Source organism: Serratia sp. M24T3, assembly GCF_000257645.1.
In the GTDB taxonomy this organism is placed as follows: Bacteria; Pseudomonadota; Gammaproteobacteria; order Enterobacterales; family Enterobacteriaceae; genus Rouxiella.
Window position 1 is genome coordinate 54,868 of record NZ_AJHJ01000006.1, and the last position, 18,472, is coordinate 73,339.

An 18,472-nucleotide genomic window follows, 5' to 3' on the forward strand; every position below is an offset into this window, starting at 1 on the left:
GCAGGCTGCCGCCTTGCGATAGTTGCGCAAGGCGGCACTGGGCGAGTCATGTCGTGGGATTTACAGTAAAAGAATGGGCAAATAACTTGTCCAGCGGAGGGTGCTGAAAGCTGCGCTCAGGGTAGGTCGCCATCAGCCGTTCAAACTGCCGTTGAGCCTGCCGATGCAATTGCTCGAGGTCAATCTGCCTTTTCACCAATTGGCGATCCCACACGACTTTTTCACCGGCAATAATCACGCCACGCACGTCGCGGCCATTGCCGTTGATGACTAACGCGGTGATCGGATCAAAAATCTGCCCCATTGCCGGTTCGTCGAGAGAAATCAGCGTGATATCTGCCTGTGCACCCGCGCATAGTCGGCCAAGATCCTCGCGGCCCAAGGCTTTGGCTCCTCCCAGTGTCGCCATGCGATAATAGTCGGCCGCGCTGGCAGCCTGCACGTTTTGGGTCACAACTCGACTCAAAATCGTGCCGAGATGCATATTGGCCAGCATATCCGGCGGGAAGGTGTCAGTGCCTAATCCCATGGTCACGCCCGCCTCGCGCAGCGGCAAATACTGTTCCAGATATTTGGCATGGCGACCCGACACCAGCGGGCACAGCACCAGATTGGTCTGCGATTCAACAAGCAGCCGGATGTCTCGCGTGATGCTGTCACGGGTGGCCGACTTGCCCCCAAGATATTGGCCGTGCGGCAGTAACATTTTTTTATGCAGCAGGTCAAAATCTGCCAGCACTTGCAGGGAATAACGCCCCTGAAAACGCTGGTGGATTTCATTAACTTCCAGCTCGCTCTGGTAGCAGTGCAGCCTGACCGGAACGTCATGGCGTTTTGCTGTTTCGCTTAGCGCGGCCAATAGTCCCGGAGTGCAGCCCTCGATACGGTCTGGTGCCAGAAAGCCGCGCAAAGTCGACACCTTGCGAGCCGCCATCTCCTCGATAAAACGTTCTGCGTCCTCCAAACCTGCCAGCCCGCGCTGTTCATCGAAACGCATGCCTATTTGACCGCCGGCCTCTACCACGTTATGACCGGACATAAACGCCGGGCCGAGCCACGCGCGCAGCCCGAGAGACTCGGCAACGTCTGCCGCGTGGCGATACTCGTCGATATCTTCAGCCCACTGGCGATACAGTATCGAGGTTATCGGCATGGCAGTGGTGATGCCGTTCAGTAACAGCTGAGTGTAGGCATATAGCTTGTTAAAGTTGAGTTCTTCGCGGGAATACAGGTCGCGCCTTTGCCAGTCGGCGGCAACAACGCGGCCCTTGGTCCAACCCGGCTGATTGTCAAATCCCAACACCGTGGTGTCCAGATCGCCAAGCGCGTCAAGGTCGATAAAACCGGGGCCAACCAAGGTATTTCCGGCGTGGATTTCCTCATCGACCCGTCCGACATAGTTCTGGCCGACAAATACCACCACACTGCCTTGATAGACCACCTCTCCCGGCGAAAACAGCCGGTGATCGCCATCCTGATAACCTACAACCCAGGTGGCGCGGATGCGGATAACCGGTTGCGAGGCCATCAGAACAGACACTCACCAGCGGTGGCTACCACCTTACCGTGCTTGATAACCGTGCGCGGCATCGGCTGTGCCACAATGGCTTCGGCCAACACGCGAGCGGGCAGCAGTACCAGATCGGCGTGGCATCCTACCTCGATGCCGTAATTTTCACGTTTCATGACTCTGGCTCCGCCGTAGGTGATGGCGTCCAGCGCATTAAGCATTTCGCTGTCTTTGCGCCAGCGATAACGCAGCCCAACCATCATCGCGCGGTGCAACATATCGCCGTTGCCATAAGGGCTCCATGTATCGCGAATGCCGTCGTTACCGGCGCAGACATCGACACCGTGTTCGCGCAACAGCAGATAAGGAGGCACTGCAACGTCAACCGGAGCCGTGGTGGCAATCGAAATTCCCAGCTCGGCCAACTGTTCGGCAAACCATTTCTGCCGATCTGCCTCGACCATGCCCAGACAGAATGCGTGACTGATGGTGACCTTCCCGGCGAGGCCAAACTCACGGGTTTTATCCAAAATGCGCTCCACGCTGAACGCGCCAACTTCGCCGCGCTCGTGCAGGTGAATATCAACCCCTTTATCGTATTTTGCCGCCAGCCGGAAAATAATATTCAGGTGGGCAATGGGATCTTTTTCATAGGTACACGGGTCGAGTACGCCGATATAGTCCGCACCGAGGATCAGCGCCTGCTCAAGATATTTTTCCGCGCCTGGGTTTTCTAAAATACCACTTTGCGGGAAGGCAACGGTCTCGATATCAATCGCGTGGGCCAGCTTCTCTCTGGTTTCCAGCACGCCCTCGACATGACTGACGCCAATTTCATTATCAACGTCAATGTGTGTGCGAATAAAAGAAGTACCGCGGCTGATGCAATGCCGCGCAATTCGTTCAGACTGCAGCTGTGGATCAGGATGATGTTCGCGGCGATAGGCGCGCTCGTTGGCGATAATTGCCGGTAAATTTCGCGGCACGTCGTTTTCGTACCATTCGCGTCCCCAGAGACTTTTATCAATGTGGGCGTGGCCGTCGATAAAACCGGGCAGTAATAGCTGATTATTGCCCTCGATAATCTCTGTCTGCGCGGAAATGCTGGAAATACTGGCGCCGATTTCAACGATCGTTCCATCCTTGATTAATACGTCTACTGTCTCAGTGCCGTTAAACGGGCGGACCTGCTTTAAAAGTAAAGACGAGCTCATCGATTTTCTCCTGTTATAACCTGTAAAGAAGGGCGCGCCGTGGCGGCCGGATGGTGACATTCAATCTGGTGAAGCTCGGACATGGCGTGCACTGGCGGCGCAACCTGACGACAAATATCAGTCGCCTGCGGGCAGCGCGGATGAAACGCACAGCCCGATGGCGGCGAGAGCGCGCTAGGCATCTCACCCGAAATTCCGCTACGCGTTTGGCTTGGTTGCTCAATTTTGGGGATGGCGTCAATCAGCATTCGGGTATAGGGGTGTCCCGGCTGGCGGAAAATCTCGTCAACCGGCCCCAGTTCCACGATGCGCCCCAAATACATTACCCCCACGCGATCGGAAATATGCGCGATGACCGACATATTGTGACTGATAAAAAAGTAGGTCAGACCGAGCGAATCTTGTAAATCGCTCATCAAATTAAGCACTTGTGCCTGAACTGAAACATCTAGCGCCGAAGTCGGCTCGTCGCAGATAAGGAAATCTGGCTGGGTGGCAAGGGCGCGGGCGATAGAAATACGCTGCCGCTGGCCGCCGGAAAACTCATGCGGAAACTTGAACATATCCGCTTCGGCAAGCCCGACCTGGCGCAGCAGCGCGGCAATCTGCCCACGAGCCTGACGGGTGTTACCCACGCGATTTTGCAGTCGCAGCGGTTCGGCAATAATACGTTCGACGCGCCAGCGTGGATTCAGGCTGGCGTAGGGGTCCTGAAAAATCATCTGAATGCCACGGCCAGGTGAAGTCTCTCCCGGATTTAGCGCTTTGCCCGCATGGAAAATCTTCCCCTGCGTCGGAGCATAAAGACCGGCCAGCGCGCGAGCTACGGTTGATTTTCCGCAGCCTGATTCGCCGACCAGGCTGAAAGTTTCGCCCTGTTTCACACTAAAGCTTATCCCTCTCACTGCCTGCAAGCGCTGTTTGGGTTGGCGTGTAAACAGGCCACCGGTGCCCATTTCGAAGCTGATGTGCAGATCTTCAACCTGCATCAGGGTGTGAGGCGATTGACCAACCGCTGCCGTCTGTTCTGGGGCCACGGCAGTCAGCGGTACAACGTGTTTCATGATATTCATCGTGGCTCCTTAAAGATTCAGACAGGCAACGCGCGTTTCACCGCGGTTTTCCAGCGCGGGTGAAAGTTGGCAACATTGCTCAAGTCGTTGCGAGCAGCGGGGATGAAAAGAACAGCCGCTGGGCAATTGATTAAGGCGCGGCATTGAACCGTCAATTTGTGCCAGACGTTCACGCCGCTCGGTGAGGCTTGGGATCGAGGCCATCAGGCCACGGGTATAAGGGTGTAACGGTTGCAGCAAAACCTGCTTCACAGGGCCAGTTTCAATAAGCTGACCGGCGTACATAACCGCAACGCGGTCACAAATTTCGGCGATCACTCCCATATCGTGAGTAATAATCATCACCGCGGCGCCATGTTGCCTGCACAGGCGTTTTAGCAGCCCCAGCACCTGCGCCTGCACCGAGACGTCAAGCGCAGTGGTTGGCTCATCGGCAATCACTAATTCCGGTTCAACGCACAGCGCCAGCGCAATAATAATTCGCTGGCGCATTCCTCCTGAAAACTGATGAGGATACTGTTCCAACCGCTGTTCGGCGCTGCTGATACCCACTTCCCCCATTAACTCGATGGCTCGCTGGCGGCTTTGTCGGGCGTCGAGCGGCAGGTGGGTACGGATGGTTTCAATCAGCTGTTCGCCGATAGTCAGCACCGGATTGAGGCTGGTCAAGGGGTCTTGAAAGATGCAGCTAATCTTTCTGCCGCGCAGCAGACGCCTGCTCGATTCATCAAGATTATCAATGCGTTGACCGTTGAAGAATATTTTGCCTGCGCTGATGCGACCCGGTAACTCGAGCAGGCCGGAGATAGCAGCACCGGTCAACGATTTACCGGCGCCCGACTCGCCAACCACACCGAGGATTTCGCCGGCCTTCAGCGTGAACGAGACGTCACGGATAGCCTGTAGAGCGCCTTTACGGTGCATAAATTCCACACTCAACCCTTCAACCTGGAGTAACGGTGCTGGAGGTAAATTATGGCTATTCATCGTCGCGTCCTATCGTAATTTAGGGTTGAGAATATCCCGCAGCCAGTCGCCGAGGATGTTAAACGCAAGTGACAATGTCACCAATACTAATGCCGGGAACAACACCACCCACCACTGTCCGGAAAACAGGTACTGGTTGCCTTCATTAATCAGAGTGCCAAGAGAAGGCTGGTCAGGCGGCATGCCAACGCCGAGAAAAGACAGCGTCGCTTCGGTTAAAATAGCTAAACCAAGATGCAGGGTAGCCAGCACGGAAACCGGGCTTAACACATTGGGCAAAATATGCGCGAACATAATGTGCAGATCACGGCCACCGCTGACTTTCGAAGCCAGCACGTACTCTTTTTGTTTTTCAAGAATAGTCAGACTGCGAATGGTTCGGGCGTATTGCATCCAGCCGGTGAGCGTTATCGAAGCGACGATAATCGGCATCGCTATCTCCGCCTGCAGCTCTTTAGGTAAAATTCCGCGCGCTACGCCGCTGATAAGCAAGGAAAACATAATAGTTGGAATACTTAGCATCGCGTCGGCGAAGCGCATAATCAGGGTATCAATCCATCCCCCAAGATAGCCGCTCAATACTCCAAGGAGCACGCCCAGCAGCAGAGAAAGCCCCACGCTGGTAAGGCCGACAATCAGTGAAATATGCAGCCCATAAAGGATTAGCGACAGCAGGTCGCGGCCCTGTACGTCAGTGCCGAGCCAGAAATGTGCATCACCGCCCGTCATCCAGGAAGGAGGCAGCTCGGAGTTCATCAAATCAAAACTCGAGGCGTCAAAAATGGAATAGGGTGCCAGCCAACCGCTGAAAACGCCGGAAACCAGCAGTATCACTGTCCAGATAAAAGCCAGTACGGTTATCTTTGATTTCCAGAAATAATACAGGAAATCACTATCTGCAAAGGCAAGCAGGCTTTGGCGTAATAGTTTCAACCTGCCAGGTGCTTGTGCCGGGTTAAACTCAACGGGATGCTGGGAGTCAGGATTAATCATAATATTCTCGCTCAGGACTTTTTCATACGCGGGTCGATCAGGTAATACAGCAGATCCACCAAGGTATTAATGACAATGAAGATTAATGCGATAAATATCAGGTAAGCCGAAATAACCGGAATATCGACATTATTAATCGCCTGAATGAAAAGCAGCCCCATGCCGGGCCATTGGAAAACGGTTTCGGTAACAATCGCAAAAGCAATAAGTCCGCCGATCTGCAGTCCGACAATAGTGACTACTGGCAATAACGCATTGCGCAGCGCGTGGCGATAATAAATACTGGCCTTATGTAATCCACGCGCTTTGGCAAATTTAATATAGTCAGTGCGCATCACTTCGAGCATTTCTGAACGCACCAAACGCATTATCAGCGTGATCATAAATAACGAAAGAGACAGCGCGGGCAGCACAATAGATTTCCAGCCGCTGATGCTAAGCAAACCGGTGTTCCACAGGCCAAAATGAGTGGTTGCGCCGCGACCGCTGGAGGGGAATATCCCCAGATAAACCGAGAACACAATAATTAGCAGAATGCCTATCAGAAAGCTCGGCAGTGACACGCCAATCAATGAAAGGAGCTGCACCAGGCCCAGCAGCAGCCGATTCTTGCTGATTGCCGACCAGACTCCCAGCGGAAAACCAACCAGCAGCGATATTGCCACGGCAACGATAACCAGTTCTAGCGTAGCGGGGAGGCGCTCCATAATTAAATGGAATACGTCGACCTGGTTATAATAGGAAATACCAAAATCACCGTGGCAAATACGCACAATAAAATGCCCAAACTGAGTCAGCATCGGGTCGCCAAGGCCTAATTTCATGCGCAGGTCATTACGCTCCTGCTGGGTTGCGCTTTCAGGAAGCATGTTATTAATCGGATCGCCCAAGTACTGAAACATGCTGAATGAAATAAAGGCCACGGCCAGCATTAGGCCAATCATTTGCAACAGTCGTTTAATGATATAACTTACCATTGTGCGTTCTCTCTATTCTCAGTTCTGATTGACGCGGGCATACCAGAGGCGGACGACATTATCCGGGCTCTGCCTGAGCGTCAGGTTTTTATTTTCCACCCACACCACCGGCTCATAATGCATTGGCATATAAGGCAAGTCGGCCTGAGCCAGATTTATTTCCTGGCGCAGCATATCAGTGCGTTTTTTATCATCGAGTTCAGGAATAGACGCTTCAATTAACTGGTCAACCTGCTTGTTGGAATAGCGAGGGATATTGAACATCCCAAAACCGGTATTATCATTGGTGTGCAGCAGCTGAACTGAAATACTGTAGGCGTCCATGATGGGCAGATTGGCCCAGCCCAATACTGCGATATCAGTTTTGCCATTATCTGTGATTTGGTTATACACACTGTTGGTGTGCATGGTCAGAGTGGCGGTAACGCCTATTTTGGCCCAGTAACTTTGTACCGCCTGACACCACTGTGGCGCGTTCATGTAAGAACCTTCCACGCAGTCAAATGCCAGCTTGAAGCCTTTGCCATAGCCAGCTTCTGCCAGCAACGCTTTGGCCTTGACTGGATCGTAATCAAGTTTAATCGCATTGGCTGCATCATAACCCGGGATCTGCGGGGCGAGATAAGTGTTGGCGACCTGAGTCATGCCGCGCATGATTTTTTGACTAATCGCCTGGCGATTGACCGCCATCATCAGTGCCTGACGGACACGTAAATCCTTGAGCGGATTCTTGCCGTCCACGTTGCCGGCATTAAGGGTGTCACGCAGGTTAAAGGTCAAAAAATCTACCCGCAAAGAAGGGCTGACCAACGTCTGAATAGTGTTGTCTTTGCGCAGCCTGTCAATGTCCTGCAAAGGCACGCTGGTCACCAGATCATATTCTTTTGCCAGTATTCCCGACAGCCGAGTGGCATCTGAGGTAATAGGTTTAAAGATAATCTGATCGACGTTGCCTTCCGAATGGTCCTTATTCCACCAGGTTGGGTTCTTCTTTAAAACCATCTGTGATTCGCGCTGGCGGCTGACAAGCATAAACGGCCCTGTGCCGTTGGTATTATTGGTTGCGTAACCCTCGGTTCCCTGACTCATGCTAGTAGGTTTAAGCGCGTTATGCTGAGTCATCCATTCTTTATCCATCATCATTACGCCGCTAAGTTCATTGAGCGCGATACCACTTTTTTGTTTGAGATGAATATCAACGGTGTATTTATCCACCGCTACCGCGTCTTTAATCGTTGAAGCATTGGCACGAATGCCTGAATCGGGATCGGTAACGCGAGCTATCGAGGCGACGACATCGGAAGAATCAAAATCATCACCGTTTTGAAATTTCACGCCCTGACGCAGATAAAAGCGCAACGTGGTGTCATTGATAAACTCCCAGCGTGTTGCCAGTGTCGGTTGCAGTTTTAAATCGTTGTCGCGCTGAAGCAGAGCCTCGTAAATGTGATTTTGAAAAGTCAGAGCCGTGGTGGATGCAAAGGCGTCCGGATCCAGGGTGGGAATATCGGCAGCAACGGCCCAGCGAACAATATTCTCGGCCTCGGCGGCCTGCGTCGCGATGCAAGTCAATAAAAGCGGCAGCACGTACTTTTTCATCTGAGCTTCCTTCACACATTAATGGGGGCAATTACCGCACCAGCGAGAACATGCATGGGCGGGAAACACTAGCTACATTGCTAGCAATTATTAAAAGCAACCATCGTGCCAAGCAAGATGTAAATTTAAAATAATGTTCTTTTCTATTTATTTCAATGGGTAAGGATGGTGAAAGGTTTTTGGGTATAGGAGGTACGGGAGGCATTTAGAAAGGGCTGCGCATCTTTTGGGCAGCCCTGCATCGTCTTGGTGCTAATTGCTAGCAATAAATCTCATTCGAGGGGAAATCTCATGACACCTTAAAGTCCGGGATAAAGCGAGTGACGTCAACTTCCATAAATTTTGAACGTTCAAAGTTGTGTCTCAACTTATAAGGCACGGTGCAGTCATAGATAGTTTTGCAGGAAATGCCGTGGTCTGGAATGCTGGGGCTGAACGCCGGATCCTGAGAAGGGTCCAGCGGATGGCAGCGCACGCCTGGAATAAAAATGGTATCAACGTCGCCCTGATAACGGGTTGTCATTGCCCACATCACATCGGAAAGGTCAAAGATATCAACGTCATCATCGACTAAAAATACGTGTTTCAGCTCAGAGAATGCGGAAAACGCCAGCAAGGCGGCCTGACGATGCCGGCCCTCGTCCTGGGGTCCACGTTTACCAATCTGCAAGAAAGCAACATATTTGCCGGTGCCTGGCGACGGGCAGTGCACATTTTTCACTAATCCCGGTATCGCGCGCTCAACCATATCGAGAATACTTGCTTCGGTCGGAATACCGGCCAGATTGGTGTGCTCGTCGCTTGGCCCAATGCAGGTTTGCAGGATAGGGTGCTTGCGGTGAGTGATAGCCTTGACTTTGATCACTGGAACTTCAGCTTTCGCATCACCGGTGTAACCAGGGAATTCTGGCATCGCCTTGCCGGTTTTAGTGTGCTGGTCTTCCTGCACGCGATAATTGGGTACCAGTTCGCCTTCAATCACAATTTCAGCATTGGCGATGGCACGCGCCTTGACGGCAACCCCCTCGACCAGCTCCACGGCTTTACCGCGCAAGCCTCCGGCAATCGCCAGCTCATCGTAACCCAGCGGGGTTGTTGGCGGCTCGAAACAGGCACCAATCTCAATAGCTGGGTCCACGCCAATACTGATAGTGATCGGCAGTGCTTTACCGGCTTCTTCAGCCTTGATACGGAACTGATCCAGATGGCGACCCGGCACAAAATACATCGAAATTTCGTCTTTACCCTGCACACACAGGCGGTGGATGGTGACATCGTGCTCGCCCGTTTCCGGGTCCGCTGCGTAACACATCCCCATAGTAAAGTACGGACCTGCATCTTCCGGCGTATTGGTCGGGGCAGGCAGCAGTCTGCGCAAGTCGAAATCTGCATCGGTGGCTAAATGCACCACCTCCTGACAAGAGGCTTTATCGTTAGAGATGACTACCGGCGGAATGGCGTGTTTTACCGAATTGCGCAGCAAATGACCCAACTGTTCTTTTGGTGCACCCAGCAAACGGGCAACGCGCTGGCGTGATGCCAACAGTCCAATCAACACGCGGCAGTCGTCATAGCCTTTGATTTTGTTAAACACCATCGCCGGGCCGGTTCTGGTTGGGCGCATAACCGTTCCGCCCGCGCCGACATAGCGATAAACGCCTGATAACTCTGCGGCAGGGTCAACAGGTTCATCGGTTTCGATGTATTCTCCATCGAAGGTTTTGAGTAAGGCAATGGCTGAACGTAAATCGTAAACGTCGACATTATTATTAACTTTTTCAGACATAAGTTGACTCCGGTTTATTAATTTTAATCAGACTTGATAATCAGAAGATTAATTAGCGGCTACTTTCTTTTAATCCATCCCAGCGCTTTGTCTCAGGGAATTTCAGTGAAAATTGATCCAAAATACGTGAGGCAATGTGATGGGTAATATCGTTTAAATCTTTAGGATGGTTATACCAGGCGGGCATAGGAGGAATAATGCTGGCGCCCATTTTTGATAATGCCAGCATGTTTTCAAGGTGAATGGTGCTTAACGGTGTTTCTCGCGGCACCAGAATCAGTTTGCGTTTTTCTTTAAGTACCACATCGGCTGCCCGGCCAATCAGGCCATCGGCGTATCCACTGCGAATGCCTGCCAGTGTCTTCATGCTGCAAGGGATAATAATCATCCCTTCGGTTAAAAAGGAACCGGAGGATATCGTGGCTCCCTGATCGGCTGAACTATGATAAAAATCCGCCAGGCCGATAACATCGCGGGCCTGATAAGGCGTTTCAAGTTCGATAGTGGCCTTTCCCCAACGAGAGATAATGAGATGAGTTTCCACTTCAGGGATAGATTTGAGCATCTGCAATAACATTATTGCCAAAGGTGCTCCGGTTGCGCCGGTAATACCTACGATAATTCTCATTGGTTCTCCTTGATCCCATCCCGGTTTCTGCGCAGATTATCAACGCCGCATCTTGGGGATTTCTTCTAACAAATTAATTTATTTGCCAATTATAAAATGGCTATAATAAAACTCTAATCAAGAAAAAGCCTTTATTGATAACGAATCGTTATTACAGGAATTCGGCATGGACTTAAGAAAACTCAAATCCTTCGTGGTGCTGGCAGAGACTTTGCACTTCGCCAGGGCTGCCGCCAGAATAAACATGACTCAGCCCGCACTAACCAATCACATCAAAGGGTTGGAGAAGGAGTTGGACATCAGACTGTTTGAGCGCAATCAGCGGCACGTTAGTCTGACTCTGGAAGGGCAAGCGGTGCTGGTTGATGTACAACGCGCGGTGAGTCAGCTTGAAAATTTGCAACAAACGGCCAAAAGATTGTCCAGCGGTTATAAAGGTGTTTTACGTCTGGGCTATGTGGGCACGTCGGTGCTTGACCCGACAGTAATGAACCTGATTCGACGGTTTAAAAGTCAATATATCGACATCGATATCATCCCGGTGGAGAGCGATGTCAATCGCCAACTGATGCTGTTGCAGCAGGGAGAGTTAGATTTGGCGCTGGTCCGCAGACCGTTACCGCTGTATCGCAGTCTGGCCTTTAAGGATTTGGTTTGTAATAAGTTGAATGTGGTTTTGCCTGCGAATCATCCATTGGCCAGCAAAAAAAGTATTAGCGCTGAGGATTTAGCAAGCGAATCATTGATACTGCATGACGATCCAACCGGGGTCGGCCTGGGCGGCGCGGTGGCCAATATTTTCCAGCGCAAGGGACTGGTGCCACACAGCACGCATTTGACCAAAGAGGTCAACGTTGCGACTGCGCTGGTGGCAATGGGGATGGGAATTGCCATCGTTCCCGACTCACAGCGTTCTCTATTAATAAAAGAGGTGGTTTTTCGGGAAATGGAAGATCCGCTGGCGGTGACCGAACTGACACTGTGCTGGCATAAACTCATCAAAAATCAGAGCGTGAAGCTGTTTATCGAGCACGTTGAAACCGTGTTATCAGCAAAATCAGCAGGTTAATGACCTGCGGTTTTTGACAGCAGATTGATCATCAGCACACCGACGATAATAAACGCCATGCCACCTATCGCGTAGCCATCAAGTTTTTGGCCAAAGAAAATAAAACCGGCGCAGGCGACCAATACAATCCCCATACCCGCCCAGATGGCGTAGGCGATCCCGACTGGCATCGACTTTAACACCAGTGATAGCAAAATAAAGGAAATGATGTAGCCAACGACGACGGCAACCGAAGGGTAAAAGCGGGTGAATCCTTCAGAGGCTTTTAACGAGCTGGTGGCGATAACCTCAGAGATGATGGCAATAAAGAGATAAATATAAGTCATAACGGTGTTCCCAGGCTTGATGAGCAGTGGCCCGGAGAGATCTCCAGTGAAATAATGAGTTAAAAATGCATCGAAACAGTAGGCAGCATAACATTTTTAGGCGCGGATATATCAGTCCAAATCAAAACAGGGATTAAACACCGCTGAAAGATAGGCTGTAGAATTAATAATGTTAACTCTGCAAAACGGCAAAATCTTAAACAGTTCTGAATGTATTCTTCAGTTATGGCGTCACGCGCAGTTCTACTAAAATTCTTATTAGGCGGATTAAAAAAATTAAATAAATTTCTAGCAAGCTTAATTTCTCTGGCGCACTCCCTACGGCAGGTGAATGGAAGCGATCACCTTGTTTAATCTGGTTGTAGAGCTGGCTAAAAAGGCACGAAGTATTGTGGCTGCTGACTCCACTAAGTGAGTAGCACGCTAAGTATCAATTTATGTTGATATATCAACAAAGGCTGTCTGTAAATTTTTCTATTTAAATCAGTTTGATTGCGAATTACCCAGGTTTTCAGCCCTTATCTACATTGATTTTATTCATCAATAGCCTATTTTTAATGACAGGCGCTCCGGGAAATATCTCTTGCGGCGTACTCATAGGTTGGGATGTTTATTTCATGACTCCAGCCTTGTTAACTTAACCTCTGGAGGCTAGTAATATGAACAATGACAACGGATTACGTGAACTTTCGCTGGATGAAATTGAGCAGGTGAGTGGTGGTTTTGTGCTAGATCTGTCGCCAATCATTAAAGCTGATGTCGACCTCGGTGCCGGAGTCGATGGGCTGGTTTCTGGCTTGTCATCCCTGCTAGGCCTGGGCGGTATTCTTCATCTTTAGAAAGCGAGCAAACTGTTGCTTGCCACACTCTGTTACCGGCCATTTAATTTTCTGGCTGGTAACAGAATGACTAGAATAAATATTTTGATAAAGATTTTATGATTACTCACCTCAATGCGTGTAATTCACTAATGTTACTCTTGATTTAAAGCGATCAACGGAGTGTTTTAATATCCACTCTGACGCCTGTAAAAGATTTAATGAATTTATAATTTCTTAGTGAGCACTAAAAATGCCCAGTGGTTATTTTCCTGCTGTATAGAATTAATAAACTACCAATAATCCATCTCCTTAGTAAGTCCTCCTGCATAACACTCTGCGACAGCACGTTAACCTTAATATAAAGCAGGACCCCGATGGGGTTTGCGACAATACTTAAAGGCAGTTTGTTAAGTCATATTGATGGCTTAATAATCTCTACGTCGAGGTTTATAGTCCTGAATAGTTATGTTTTACAAATAATTAGGAGATAGTTATGGACTTGGGATTAAAAAATAAGCGCGCGCTGGTAACGGGCTCAACGGCCGGTATCGGATTGGCTTCTGCACGCGCTTTAGCCGCCGAAGGTGCCAGTGTCACGGTCAATGGCCGCACTCAGTCTCGTGTTGACAGTGCGGTGGCGTTGATTAAGAACGAAGTGCCGGGAGCACAAGTTTCGGGCGTTGTCGCGGATTTAAGCACCGCACAGGGCTGTGAAGTATTGTTCAAACAGCTGCCTGAAATTGATGTGCTGGTCAATAATTTGGGCATCTTTGAGCCTAAAGCCTTTGCCGAGATTTCCGACCAGGACTGGTTACGATTTTTCGAGACCAATGTGTTAAGCGGGATCAGAGTTTCCCGTCATTATGTTGAAGGTATGCGTTCGCGTAACTGGGGAAGGATCGTTTTTGTATCCAGCGAATCGGCACTGCAAATTCCAACCGAGATGATCCACTACGGGATGACCAAAACCGCCCAGTTGGCGGTAGCGCGTGGGCTTGCAGAAACTCTCTCCGGCACGGGTGTGACTGTAAATAGCGTGCTGCCGGGACCAACATCTTCGGAAGGCGTGGGAGGATTTGTGGCCGAGATGGCGAAGAGCCGTGACGTGGATGCTTCGGTTATAGAACGCGAGTTCTTTGAGCATGCGCGACCTTCATCGGTAATTCAGCGTTTTTCAACCCCAGATGAAATTGCCGCAATGATTACCTACATTTGCAGCGAAAAAGCCTCGGCAACAACCGGCGCGTCGCTGCGAGTTGATGGTGGCGTGCTGCGGTCAATTGCCTAAGCGACTGTCACGGGTTAATCCATTGACTGCTCGCACAGATGCCCGAATCAGTGTAGGTCAGCAGTGCTCGCTGATTGTTTTCTCTTTCAAGCTGGTACCAATCCAGCGTGCTGACCTTCACAATTAACACGCCGAAATTGGCTTTTCCATCTGCGGTAACAGAAGGTGCCGGCTCGGCATTTTTATCTGCCGCGTCAAAGGCCAGCTCATAACCAGGAGGCCCGGCCGCATAGGTGTTTTGCGTGTGTGGGGATAATTTACTCCATGCTTTTTCAGCCACCTGACTCTCGGGAGCATGCAGTTCAACGGTTCCTGTCAGTCGTAGCTGTAGTCGCGTCTGGTGACAGTATCCCAGTATTGTCACGTTGGGATTAGCGGAAATCTCCAGCCATTTTGGGCTGCGCGCATCGGTGTGAAATTCCAGTGTCCGAGCTAATTTGTCTGCGCAACGTAATACCACCATTCTCGCCTGAGGCCTGTTTTGGGCATCTACCGAACAGAAATTCACATAGCGAAAAGCAGAGTTTGGGCTACTTCCCGCGACTTCAAGCTGTGCCCAAGATGAGCTATCTATATCTTGCAGACCCATCGACATGCGTTTTCTCCCATTGATGACCCGCGTCAAGCGTACTCGACGATGTTAAAACCCTCGTCAGCGCCTGGCTCCTGAAAGTAACGCGTAATTAAATCAAACTGTTCATCAGTAGCTGAAAAGTCATGCGCAGCGGCTTCATTGCGCGCGCGCAAACGGGATTTACAGACCTCATCGGCAACCTTGAGATAGTGTAAACAGTGATTGGCCGCCGAGTCTCGGATGATGCTCTTCATCCATTCACGATTTGTGACGGTGTTTGCCGGAAAATCCAGCACCACCGACACCCCGGCGCGGAGTAACGAAATCAGATGCGGTTTCATTACCATCTTAAGTTTCGCCGAGCAGCGAACATAATCAGCTACCGAATGCATTTCTTCAGCAAAGAGTGCCGCGAGCCAAGTATCCTCAGCAATTACTATCGTGCCTGAATCTGCTGCCAGTCGGGCTGATAGCGTTGATTTTCCTGACGCAATTTTTCCACATAAAAGATGCAGGGTCGGCGGGTCTGTCAGTGAAACATGATTCATGGTTTACCTCACTTATGGCAAATCACTCTGTTTGGAGTTTGAGCGCCATGCTTCGTCCCTGAATATTGCCAAATTATCAGACCTGTCGAAGCAGACAGTGGTATCACAATAAACCTTGCGACCAGCATCATTCCCTGCTCGCACGGTTTGACAACGCTTAGCCGTTAGCACTTTCTGCGACCGTGGGTTCTACCAGGCTCAAGTGCCAGCCTTGCGCATTATGCTGATAGATGGCCACAATTTTGCCACTTTCTCTGTGAAGCTTGCCATTTTTTCCGGGGACAGTCACAGAGAAATCGGCGATTGAGTAGCCGCCGTCTCCCTTCAGGTAAACCTGTTCAATCTTGATTGAATGGCCCTTGGCGCCGGATGCAAAACGTTTGACGTAATAATCGTGCAGTGCGGGTCGGCCACTCACCACGGGACCCTTGGGTGAAATCAGCACCCCATCTGTTGCATAGAGTGCTGCCATGGCGTCAGGATCTTTGGCGGCATAATGACTGTCGTATTCATGCCCCAGCTTAACGGCAGCAGCCATTAAATCGGCCTGACTGACCTCTGCTGCCATCACAGACGAAGTGGCCAGCGTGGCTGAACATAGGCACATTACGGCGACATATTTTGAGAATTTCATGAATAACTCCTTTGGTAGGTCAATGATATTCGGATAAATAATAGGGAATCTGATTATCTTTAACCTCCTTAACCGGTTATCAGTCTCAGGCCTGAAATATTGCCTAGCAGGCTAACTATATAGGCATTAATCCTCAGCCACTGCAAGCTGGGCTGTAATTACTGAGGATTGTTGAAATAAGTCACCTTGATAATAACCGGTGCAAAAAGTTAGCCATCGAGCTTCACGTTAAATTTACCGGCCTGATAATCCAAAATAGCCTGATTGATTTCCTGCACGGTATTCATCACGAAAGGTCCGTGAGAGACCATCGGCTCTTTGATTTTATCGGCATGGCCAAACAGCAATACGGCATCTTCCAGGGCTTTGATAGTGACACTGTCGTCTGAGCCATCCAGCTCAATCAAATGCCAGGCCTCAGCCTGTTGGTCGCCAATTTCAAGCCGACCTTTTACGGTGTACAGGAAAACTTCCCGCGCTGCAGGAGCGTCTAGTGTGATCTCACTGCCTGCCGCAAGCTGAACCGTCATCATGGTAACGCCGGTCAGGCTATTGATCGGGCCTGAAATACCCGCGACTTCGCCGGAAATCAGACTGACCGAGCCTTGGCCTTTGCTCAACGGAATTTGCGGAATATCTGCCGCCTGCAGCCCAACGTAGCTAGGCGCGGTCATTTTGAAACGGGCAGGGAGGTTAATCCAAAGCTGCAAAATCTCAAGTTCGCCGCCGTGCTTTTTAAATGACTCGGGAGAAAGCTCGGAGTGGATCAAACCAGAGCCGGCAGTCATCCACTGCATGCCGCCTGCGCCAATAATACTTTCATGACCACCGGTGTCTTTATGAGAAAGTTCACCGCGTAGAATAAAGGTTACGGTCTCGAATCCGCGATGAGGATGAGGGCCAAAAGGCAGCCCGAGGTTGTCCGGTGCATAGACCTGCGGACCGTGGTGATTTAAAAACAGGAAAGGATCGAGCTGTTCCAGCTGCGGACCCGGAACCGGTCTGCGCGTTTGCAAATCTCGAATATCGTCGCGATACGCCTTGTATTGCTGCTTAATTTTCCGGGTCATGATGTTCTCCAATACTGCAAGTTTGTTCAATGAAAGCACTTAAAAGATAGCGCAAAGAGAGGCTTAGTGAGTTTCATCTTAAGCGATTGTCTAATATGTTAAAAACGCTAAAAAGTAAGCACCCATATCCTGGACTTTAGGGTAACACCTTGGCGCCGTGCAATTTGCCACGCACAAAACATCACAAAAATTTATTGATAACAGAGACTGCACTAAATAGGTGCATGGAAACGGCAGGGCGAGGATGGCAGGGGGATTGATGTTGGAGCAGATTAAAATCAGTCCATCGGCTTTACTTATGATCAAAACCTGAGTTTTCCTTAATTAGGTGCTTATTAAGGAGAAATATGCGCGCTGATAAAGTATGTGGCCCGAAAATTGCTTTTACCTTATTAGGTAAGGGCATTTTCAACGAGGTCAGCTATGAATCTCCGGCGTTTAAAGTATTACGTTAAAATCGTGGACATCGGCAGCCTGACGCAGGCAGCCGAAGTGTTGCACATTGCGCAACCGGCGTTAAGCCAACAGCTGGCGGCGCTGGAAAGCGAGCTTGATCAACAGTTGCTGATCCGTACTAAACGCGGGGTGACGCCGACTGAAGCCGGTAAAATTCTCTACACCCACGCGCAAACTATTTTGCGTCAATGCGAGCAGGCGCAGAGTGCCGTAGATAGTGCGGGGAGTGCGTTGGGCGGCTCCGTTTCTGTGGGGCTGGCCCCCTTTACCGCCGCCTCGTTGCTGGCCATGCCGTTGATTCAAGCCGTGAAAACGCAGCATCCAGGTATCGTCTTGTATCTCAACGAGAACTTTGGTTCGCCGATGAGCGAGCAAATCATGAATGGCCGCATGGATATGGCGGTGATCTATGGCGATAAGCCTGTACACGGCCTGTCATTCGTCCCGCTTATGAAAGAAGAGTTGTTCCTGGTCGGTTCGGCTGCAGTCGCCACACCGGGGCCCTCTATCGACCTTGCCGAGGTGGTCAAACGCGATTTGTTCATGCCACGGCCCTATAACGTGGTACGTCGGCTGGTGGATGAAACGCTGCTGCGTGAAAAGCTCAAAGCCAATATCATTGCCGAGATTGAATCGCCTTCCACGCTGAATGCCGCAGTGCTCAATGGTCTGGGGGTGACTATTTTGCCGGAATCTGCCGCCCGCGCGATGGCCGCACAGCCGGGTGTCTGGCTGTCGCGTATTGTTTCTCCGGGCATTCAGGCCCCGCTATCGTTCTGCATGTCTGACCATTTATCTCTGTCGCCACCCGCGCAGGCGGTAAAAGACATTTTGCTGTCATTAATGGTCAAGAGAACGCAAGACAATCGCCCGCTGATGCTGGTTCATTGATCATGTTTAACAACAGCTTAACTCATTA

At 50.5% G+C, this 18,472-nt stretch carries 18 protein-coding genes; 4 read left to right on the forward strand and 14 right to left on the reverse strand.

What is annotated here, in order from left to right; translation table 11 throughout:
• Positions 1–46: 46 nt before the first annotated feature.
• The 9 genes from SPM24T3_RS07180 to SPM24T3_RS07220 form a co-directional block, all read right to left on the reverse strand.
• Positions 47–1,540 carry a chlorohydrolase family protein gene (locus SPM24T3_RS07180; protein ID WP_237712993.1) on the reverse strand — a complete coding sequence of 498 codons (1,494 nt, stop codon included), beginning with the start codon at positions 1,538–1,540 and terminating at the stop codon, positions 47–49.
• Positions 1,528–2,724 carry an amidohydrolase family protein gene (locus tag SPM24T3_RS07185; RefSeq protein WP_009636063.1) on the reverse strand — a complete coding sequence of 399 codons (1,197 nt, stop codon included), beginning with the start codon at positions 2,722–2,724 and terminating at the stop codon, positions 1,528–1,530. Before SPM24T3_RS07185 ends, SPM24T3_RS07180 begins: the two co-directional genes overlap by 13 nt.
• Positions 2,721–3,797 (reverse strand): ABC transporter ATP-binding protein, encoded by a 1,077-nt coding sequence (locus tag SPM24T3_RS07190; RefSeq protein WP_009636064.1) that lies wholly within the window; start codon positions 3,795–3,797, stop codon positions 2,721–2,723. The genes SPM24T3_RS07185 and SPM24T3_RS07190 overlap by 4 nt, the downstream gene beginning before the upstream one ends.
• Before the next feature lie 9 nt (positions 3,798–3,806).
• A complete protein-coding gene (locus SPM24T3_RS07195) occupies positions 3,807–4,784 on the reverse strand; it encodes an ABC transporter ATP-binding protein (RefSeq protein WP_037377856.1) in 978 nt (325 codons plus the stop codon).
• Between the two features lie 9 nt (positions 4,785–4,793).
• Positions 4,794–5,777 (reverse strand): ABC transporter permease, encoded by a 984-nt coding sequence (locus tag SPM24T3_RS07200; RefSeq protein ID WP_009636066.1) that lies wholly within the window; start codon positions 5,775–5,777, stop codon positions 4,794–4,796.
• 11 nt (positions 5,778–5,788) lie between these two features.
• Entirely contained in the window at positions 5,789–6,754 is a 966-nt protein-coding gene (locus tag SPM24T3_RS07205) for an ABC transporter permease (RefSeq protein WP_009636067.1), read from the reverse strand.
• Between the two features lie 18 nt (positions 6,755–6,772).
• Positions 6,773–8,353 (reverse strand): ABC transporter substrate-binding protein, encoded by a 1,581-nt coding sequence (locus tag SPM24T3_RS07210; RefSeq protein ID WP_009636068.1) that lies wholly within the window; start codon positions 8,351–8,353, stop codon positions 6,773–6,775.
• Between the two features lie 289 nt (positions 8,354–8,642).
• Positions 8,643–10,139 (reverse strand): UbiD family decarboxylase, encoded by a 1,497-nt coding sequence (locus SPM24T3_RS07215; RefSeq protein ID WP_009636069.1) that lies wholly within the window; start codon positions 10,137–10,139, stop codon positions 8,643–8,645.
• Between the two features lie 52 nt (positions 10,140–10,191).
• Complete coding sequence (locus SPM24T3_RS07220) at positions 10,192–10,767, reverse strand: non-oxidative hydroxyarylic acid decarboxylases subunit B (RefSeq protein WP_009636070.1); 576 nt, start codon at positions 10,765–10,767, stop codon at positions 10,192–10,194.
• 166 nt (positions 10,768–10,933) lie between these two features.
• Here SPM24T3_RS07220 and SPM24T3_RS07225 point away from each other — a divergent pair, with 166 nt between their 5' ends.
• Positions 10,934–11,836, forward strand: a complete 903-nt coding sequence (locus SPM24T3_RS07225; RefSeq protein ID WP_009636071.1) for a LysR family transcriptional regulator — start codon at positions 10,934–10,936, stop codon at positions 11,834–11,836.
• Here SPM24T3_RS07225 and SPM24T3_RS07230 read toward each other — a convergent pair.
• The gene (locus SPM24T3_RS07230; protein ID WP_009636072.1) at positions 11,833–12,162 is read right to left on the reverse strand and encodes a multidrug efflux SMR transporter; all 330 of its coding nucleotides are present in this window, start codon (positions 12,160–12,162) and stop codon (positions 11,833–11,835) included. The genes SPM24T3_RS07225 and SPM24T3_RS07230 overlap by 4 nt on opposite strands.
• Before the next feature lie 659 nt (positions 12,163–12,821).
• On the opposite strand from SPM24T3_RS07230, the gene SPM24T3_RS07235 reads away from it, so the two are divergent.
• A complete protein-coding gene (locus SPM24T3_RS07235) occupies positions 12,822–13,001 on the forward strand; it encodes a hypothetical protein (protein WP_037377859.1) in 180 nt (59 codons plus the stop codon).
• A gap of 475 nt (positions 13,002–13,476) precedes the next feature.
• Entirely contained in the window at positions 13,477–14,271 is a 795-nt protein-coding gene (locus tag SPM24T3_RS07240; protein WP_009636073.1) for an SDR family NAD(P)-dependent oxidoreductase, read from the forward strand.
• Between the two features lie 7 nt (positions 14,272–14,278).
• Here the strand turns inward: SPM24T3_RS07240 and SPM24T3_RS07245 are convergent, their stop codons facing one another.
• The 4 genes from SPM24T3_RS07245 to SPM24T3_RS07260 all read right to left on the reverse strand — a co-directional run bounded on the left by SPM24T3_RS07245 (position 14,279) and on the right by SPM24T3_RS07260 (position 17,097).
• The gene (locus SPM24T3_RS07245; protein ID WP_009636074.1) at positions 14,279–14,866 is read right to left on the reverse strand and encodes a pyridoxamine 5'-phosphate oxidase family protein; all 588 of its coding nucleotides are present in this window, start codon (positions 14,864–14,866) and stop codon (positions 14,279–14,281) included.
• Positions 14,867–14,892: 26 nt separating this feature from the next.
• Positions 14,893–15,393, reverse strand: coding sequence for an ATP-binding protein (locus SPM24T3_RS07250; RefSeq protein ID WP_009636075.1), 501 nt, complete (start codon positions 15,391–15,393; stop codon positions 14,893–14,895).
• Positions 15,394–15,550: 157 nt separating this feature from the next.
• Positions 15,551–16,027, reverse strand: coding sequence for a DUF4440 domain-containing protein (locus SPM24T3_RS07255; protein ID WP_009636076.1), 477 nt, complete (start codon positions 16,025–16,027; stop codon positions 15,551–15,553).
• Between the two features lie 209 nt (positions 16,028–16,236).
• Positions 16,237–17,097: a pirin family protein gene (locus SPM24T3_RS07260; protein ID WP_009636077.1), complete on the reverse strand. Its 861-nt coding sequence runs from the start codon at positions 17,095–17,097 to the stop codon at positions 16,237–16,239.
• A gap of 423 nt (positions 17,098–17,520) precedes the next feature.
• Between SPM24T3_RS07260 and nac the strand changes: the two genes are divergently transcribed.
• Entirely contained in the window at positions 17,521–18,444 is a 924-nt protein-coding gene (gene nac, locus SPM24T3_RS07265) for a nitrogen assimilation transcriptional regulator NAC (RefSeq protein ID WP_009636078.1), read from the forward strand.
• Positions 18,445–18,472 lie beyond the last annotated feature (28 nt).

Bases quoted from the DNA above. Each gene is read 5' to 3' on its own strand.
- SPM24T3_RS07185 (WP_009636063.1), bottom strand. From the start codon at position 2,724: ATGAGCTCGTCTTTACTTTTAAAGCAGGTCCGCCCGTTTAACGGCACT.
- SPM24T3_RS07235 (WP_037377859.1), top strand. From the start codon at position 12,822: ATGAACAATGACAACGGATTACGTGAACTTTCGCTGGATGAAATTGAG.
- SPM24T3_RS07240 (WP_009636073.1), top strand. From the start codon at position 13,477: ATGGACTTGGGATTAAAAAATAAGCGCGCGCTGGTAACGGGCTCAACG.
- SPM24T3_RS07260 (WP_009636077.1), bottom strand. From the start codon at position 17,097: ATGACCCGGAAAATTAAGCAGCAATACAAGGCGTATCGCGACGATATT.
- SPM24T3_RS07215 (WP_009636069.1), bottom strand. From the start codon at position 10,139: ATGTCTGAAAAAGTTAATAATAATGTCGACGTTTACGATTTACGTTCA.
- SPM24T3_RS07200 (WP_009636066.1), bottom strand. From the start codon at position 5,777: ATGATTAATCCTGACTCCCAGCATCCCGTTGAGTTTAACCCGGCACAA.
- SPM24T3_RS07195 (WP_037377856.1), bottom strand. From the start codon at position 4,784: ATGAATAGCCATAATTTACCTCCAGCACCGTTACTCCAGGTTGAAGGG.
- SPM24T3_RS07225 (WP_009636071.1), top strand. From the start codon at position 10,934: ATGGACTTAAGAAAACTCAAATCCTTCGTGGTGCTGGCAGAGACTTTG.
- SPM24T3_RS07205 (WP_009636067.1), bottom strand. From the start codon at position 6,754: ATGGTAAGTTATATCATTAAACGACTGTTGCAAATGATTGGCCTAATG.
- SPM24T3_RS07210 (WP_009636068.1), bottom strand. From the start codon at position 8,353: ATGAAAAAGTACGTGCTGCCGCTTTTATTGACTTGCATCGCGACGCAG.
- SPM24T3_RS07250 (WP_009636075.1), bottom strand. From the start codon at position 15,393: ATGAATCATGTTTCACTGACAGACCCGCCGACCCTGCATCTTTTATGT.
- SPM24T3_RS07245 (WP_009636074.1), bottom strand. From the start codon at position 14,866: ATGTCGATGGGTCTGCAAGATATAGATAGCTCATCTTGGGCACAGCTT.
- nac (WP_009636078.1), top strand. From the start codon at position 17,521: ATGAATCTCCGGCGTTTAAAGTATTACGTTAAAATCGTGGACATCGGC.
- SPM24T3_RS07220 (WP_009636070.1), bottom strand. From the start codon at position 10,767: ATGAGAATTATCGTAGGTATTACCGGCGCAACCGGAGCACCTTTGGCA.
- SPM24T3_RS07230 (WP_009636072.1), bottom strand. From the start codon at position 12,162: ATGACTTATATTTATCTCTTTATTGCCATCATCTCTGAGGTTATCGCC.
- SPM24T3_RS07255 (WP_009636076.1), bottom strand. From the start codon at position 16,027: ATGAAATTCTCAAAATATGTCGCCGTAATGTGCCTATGTTCAGCCACG.
- SPM24T3_RS07190 (WP_009636064.1), bottom strand. From the start codon at position 3,797: ATGAATATCATGAAACACGTTGTACCGCTGACTGCCGTGGCCCCAGAA.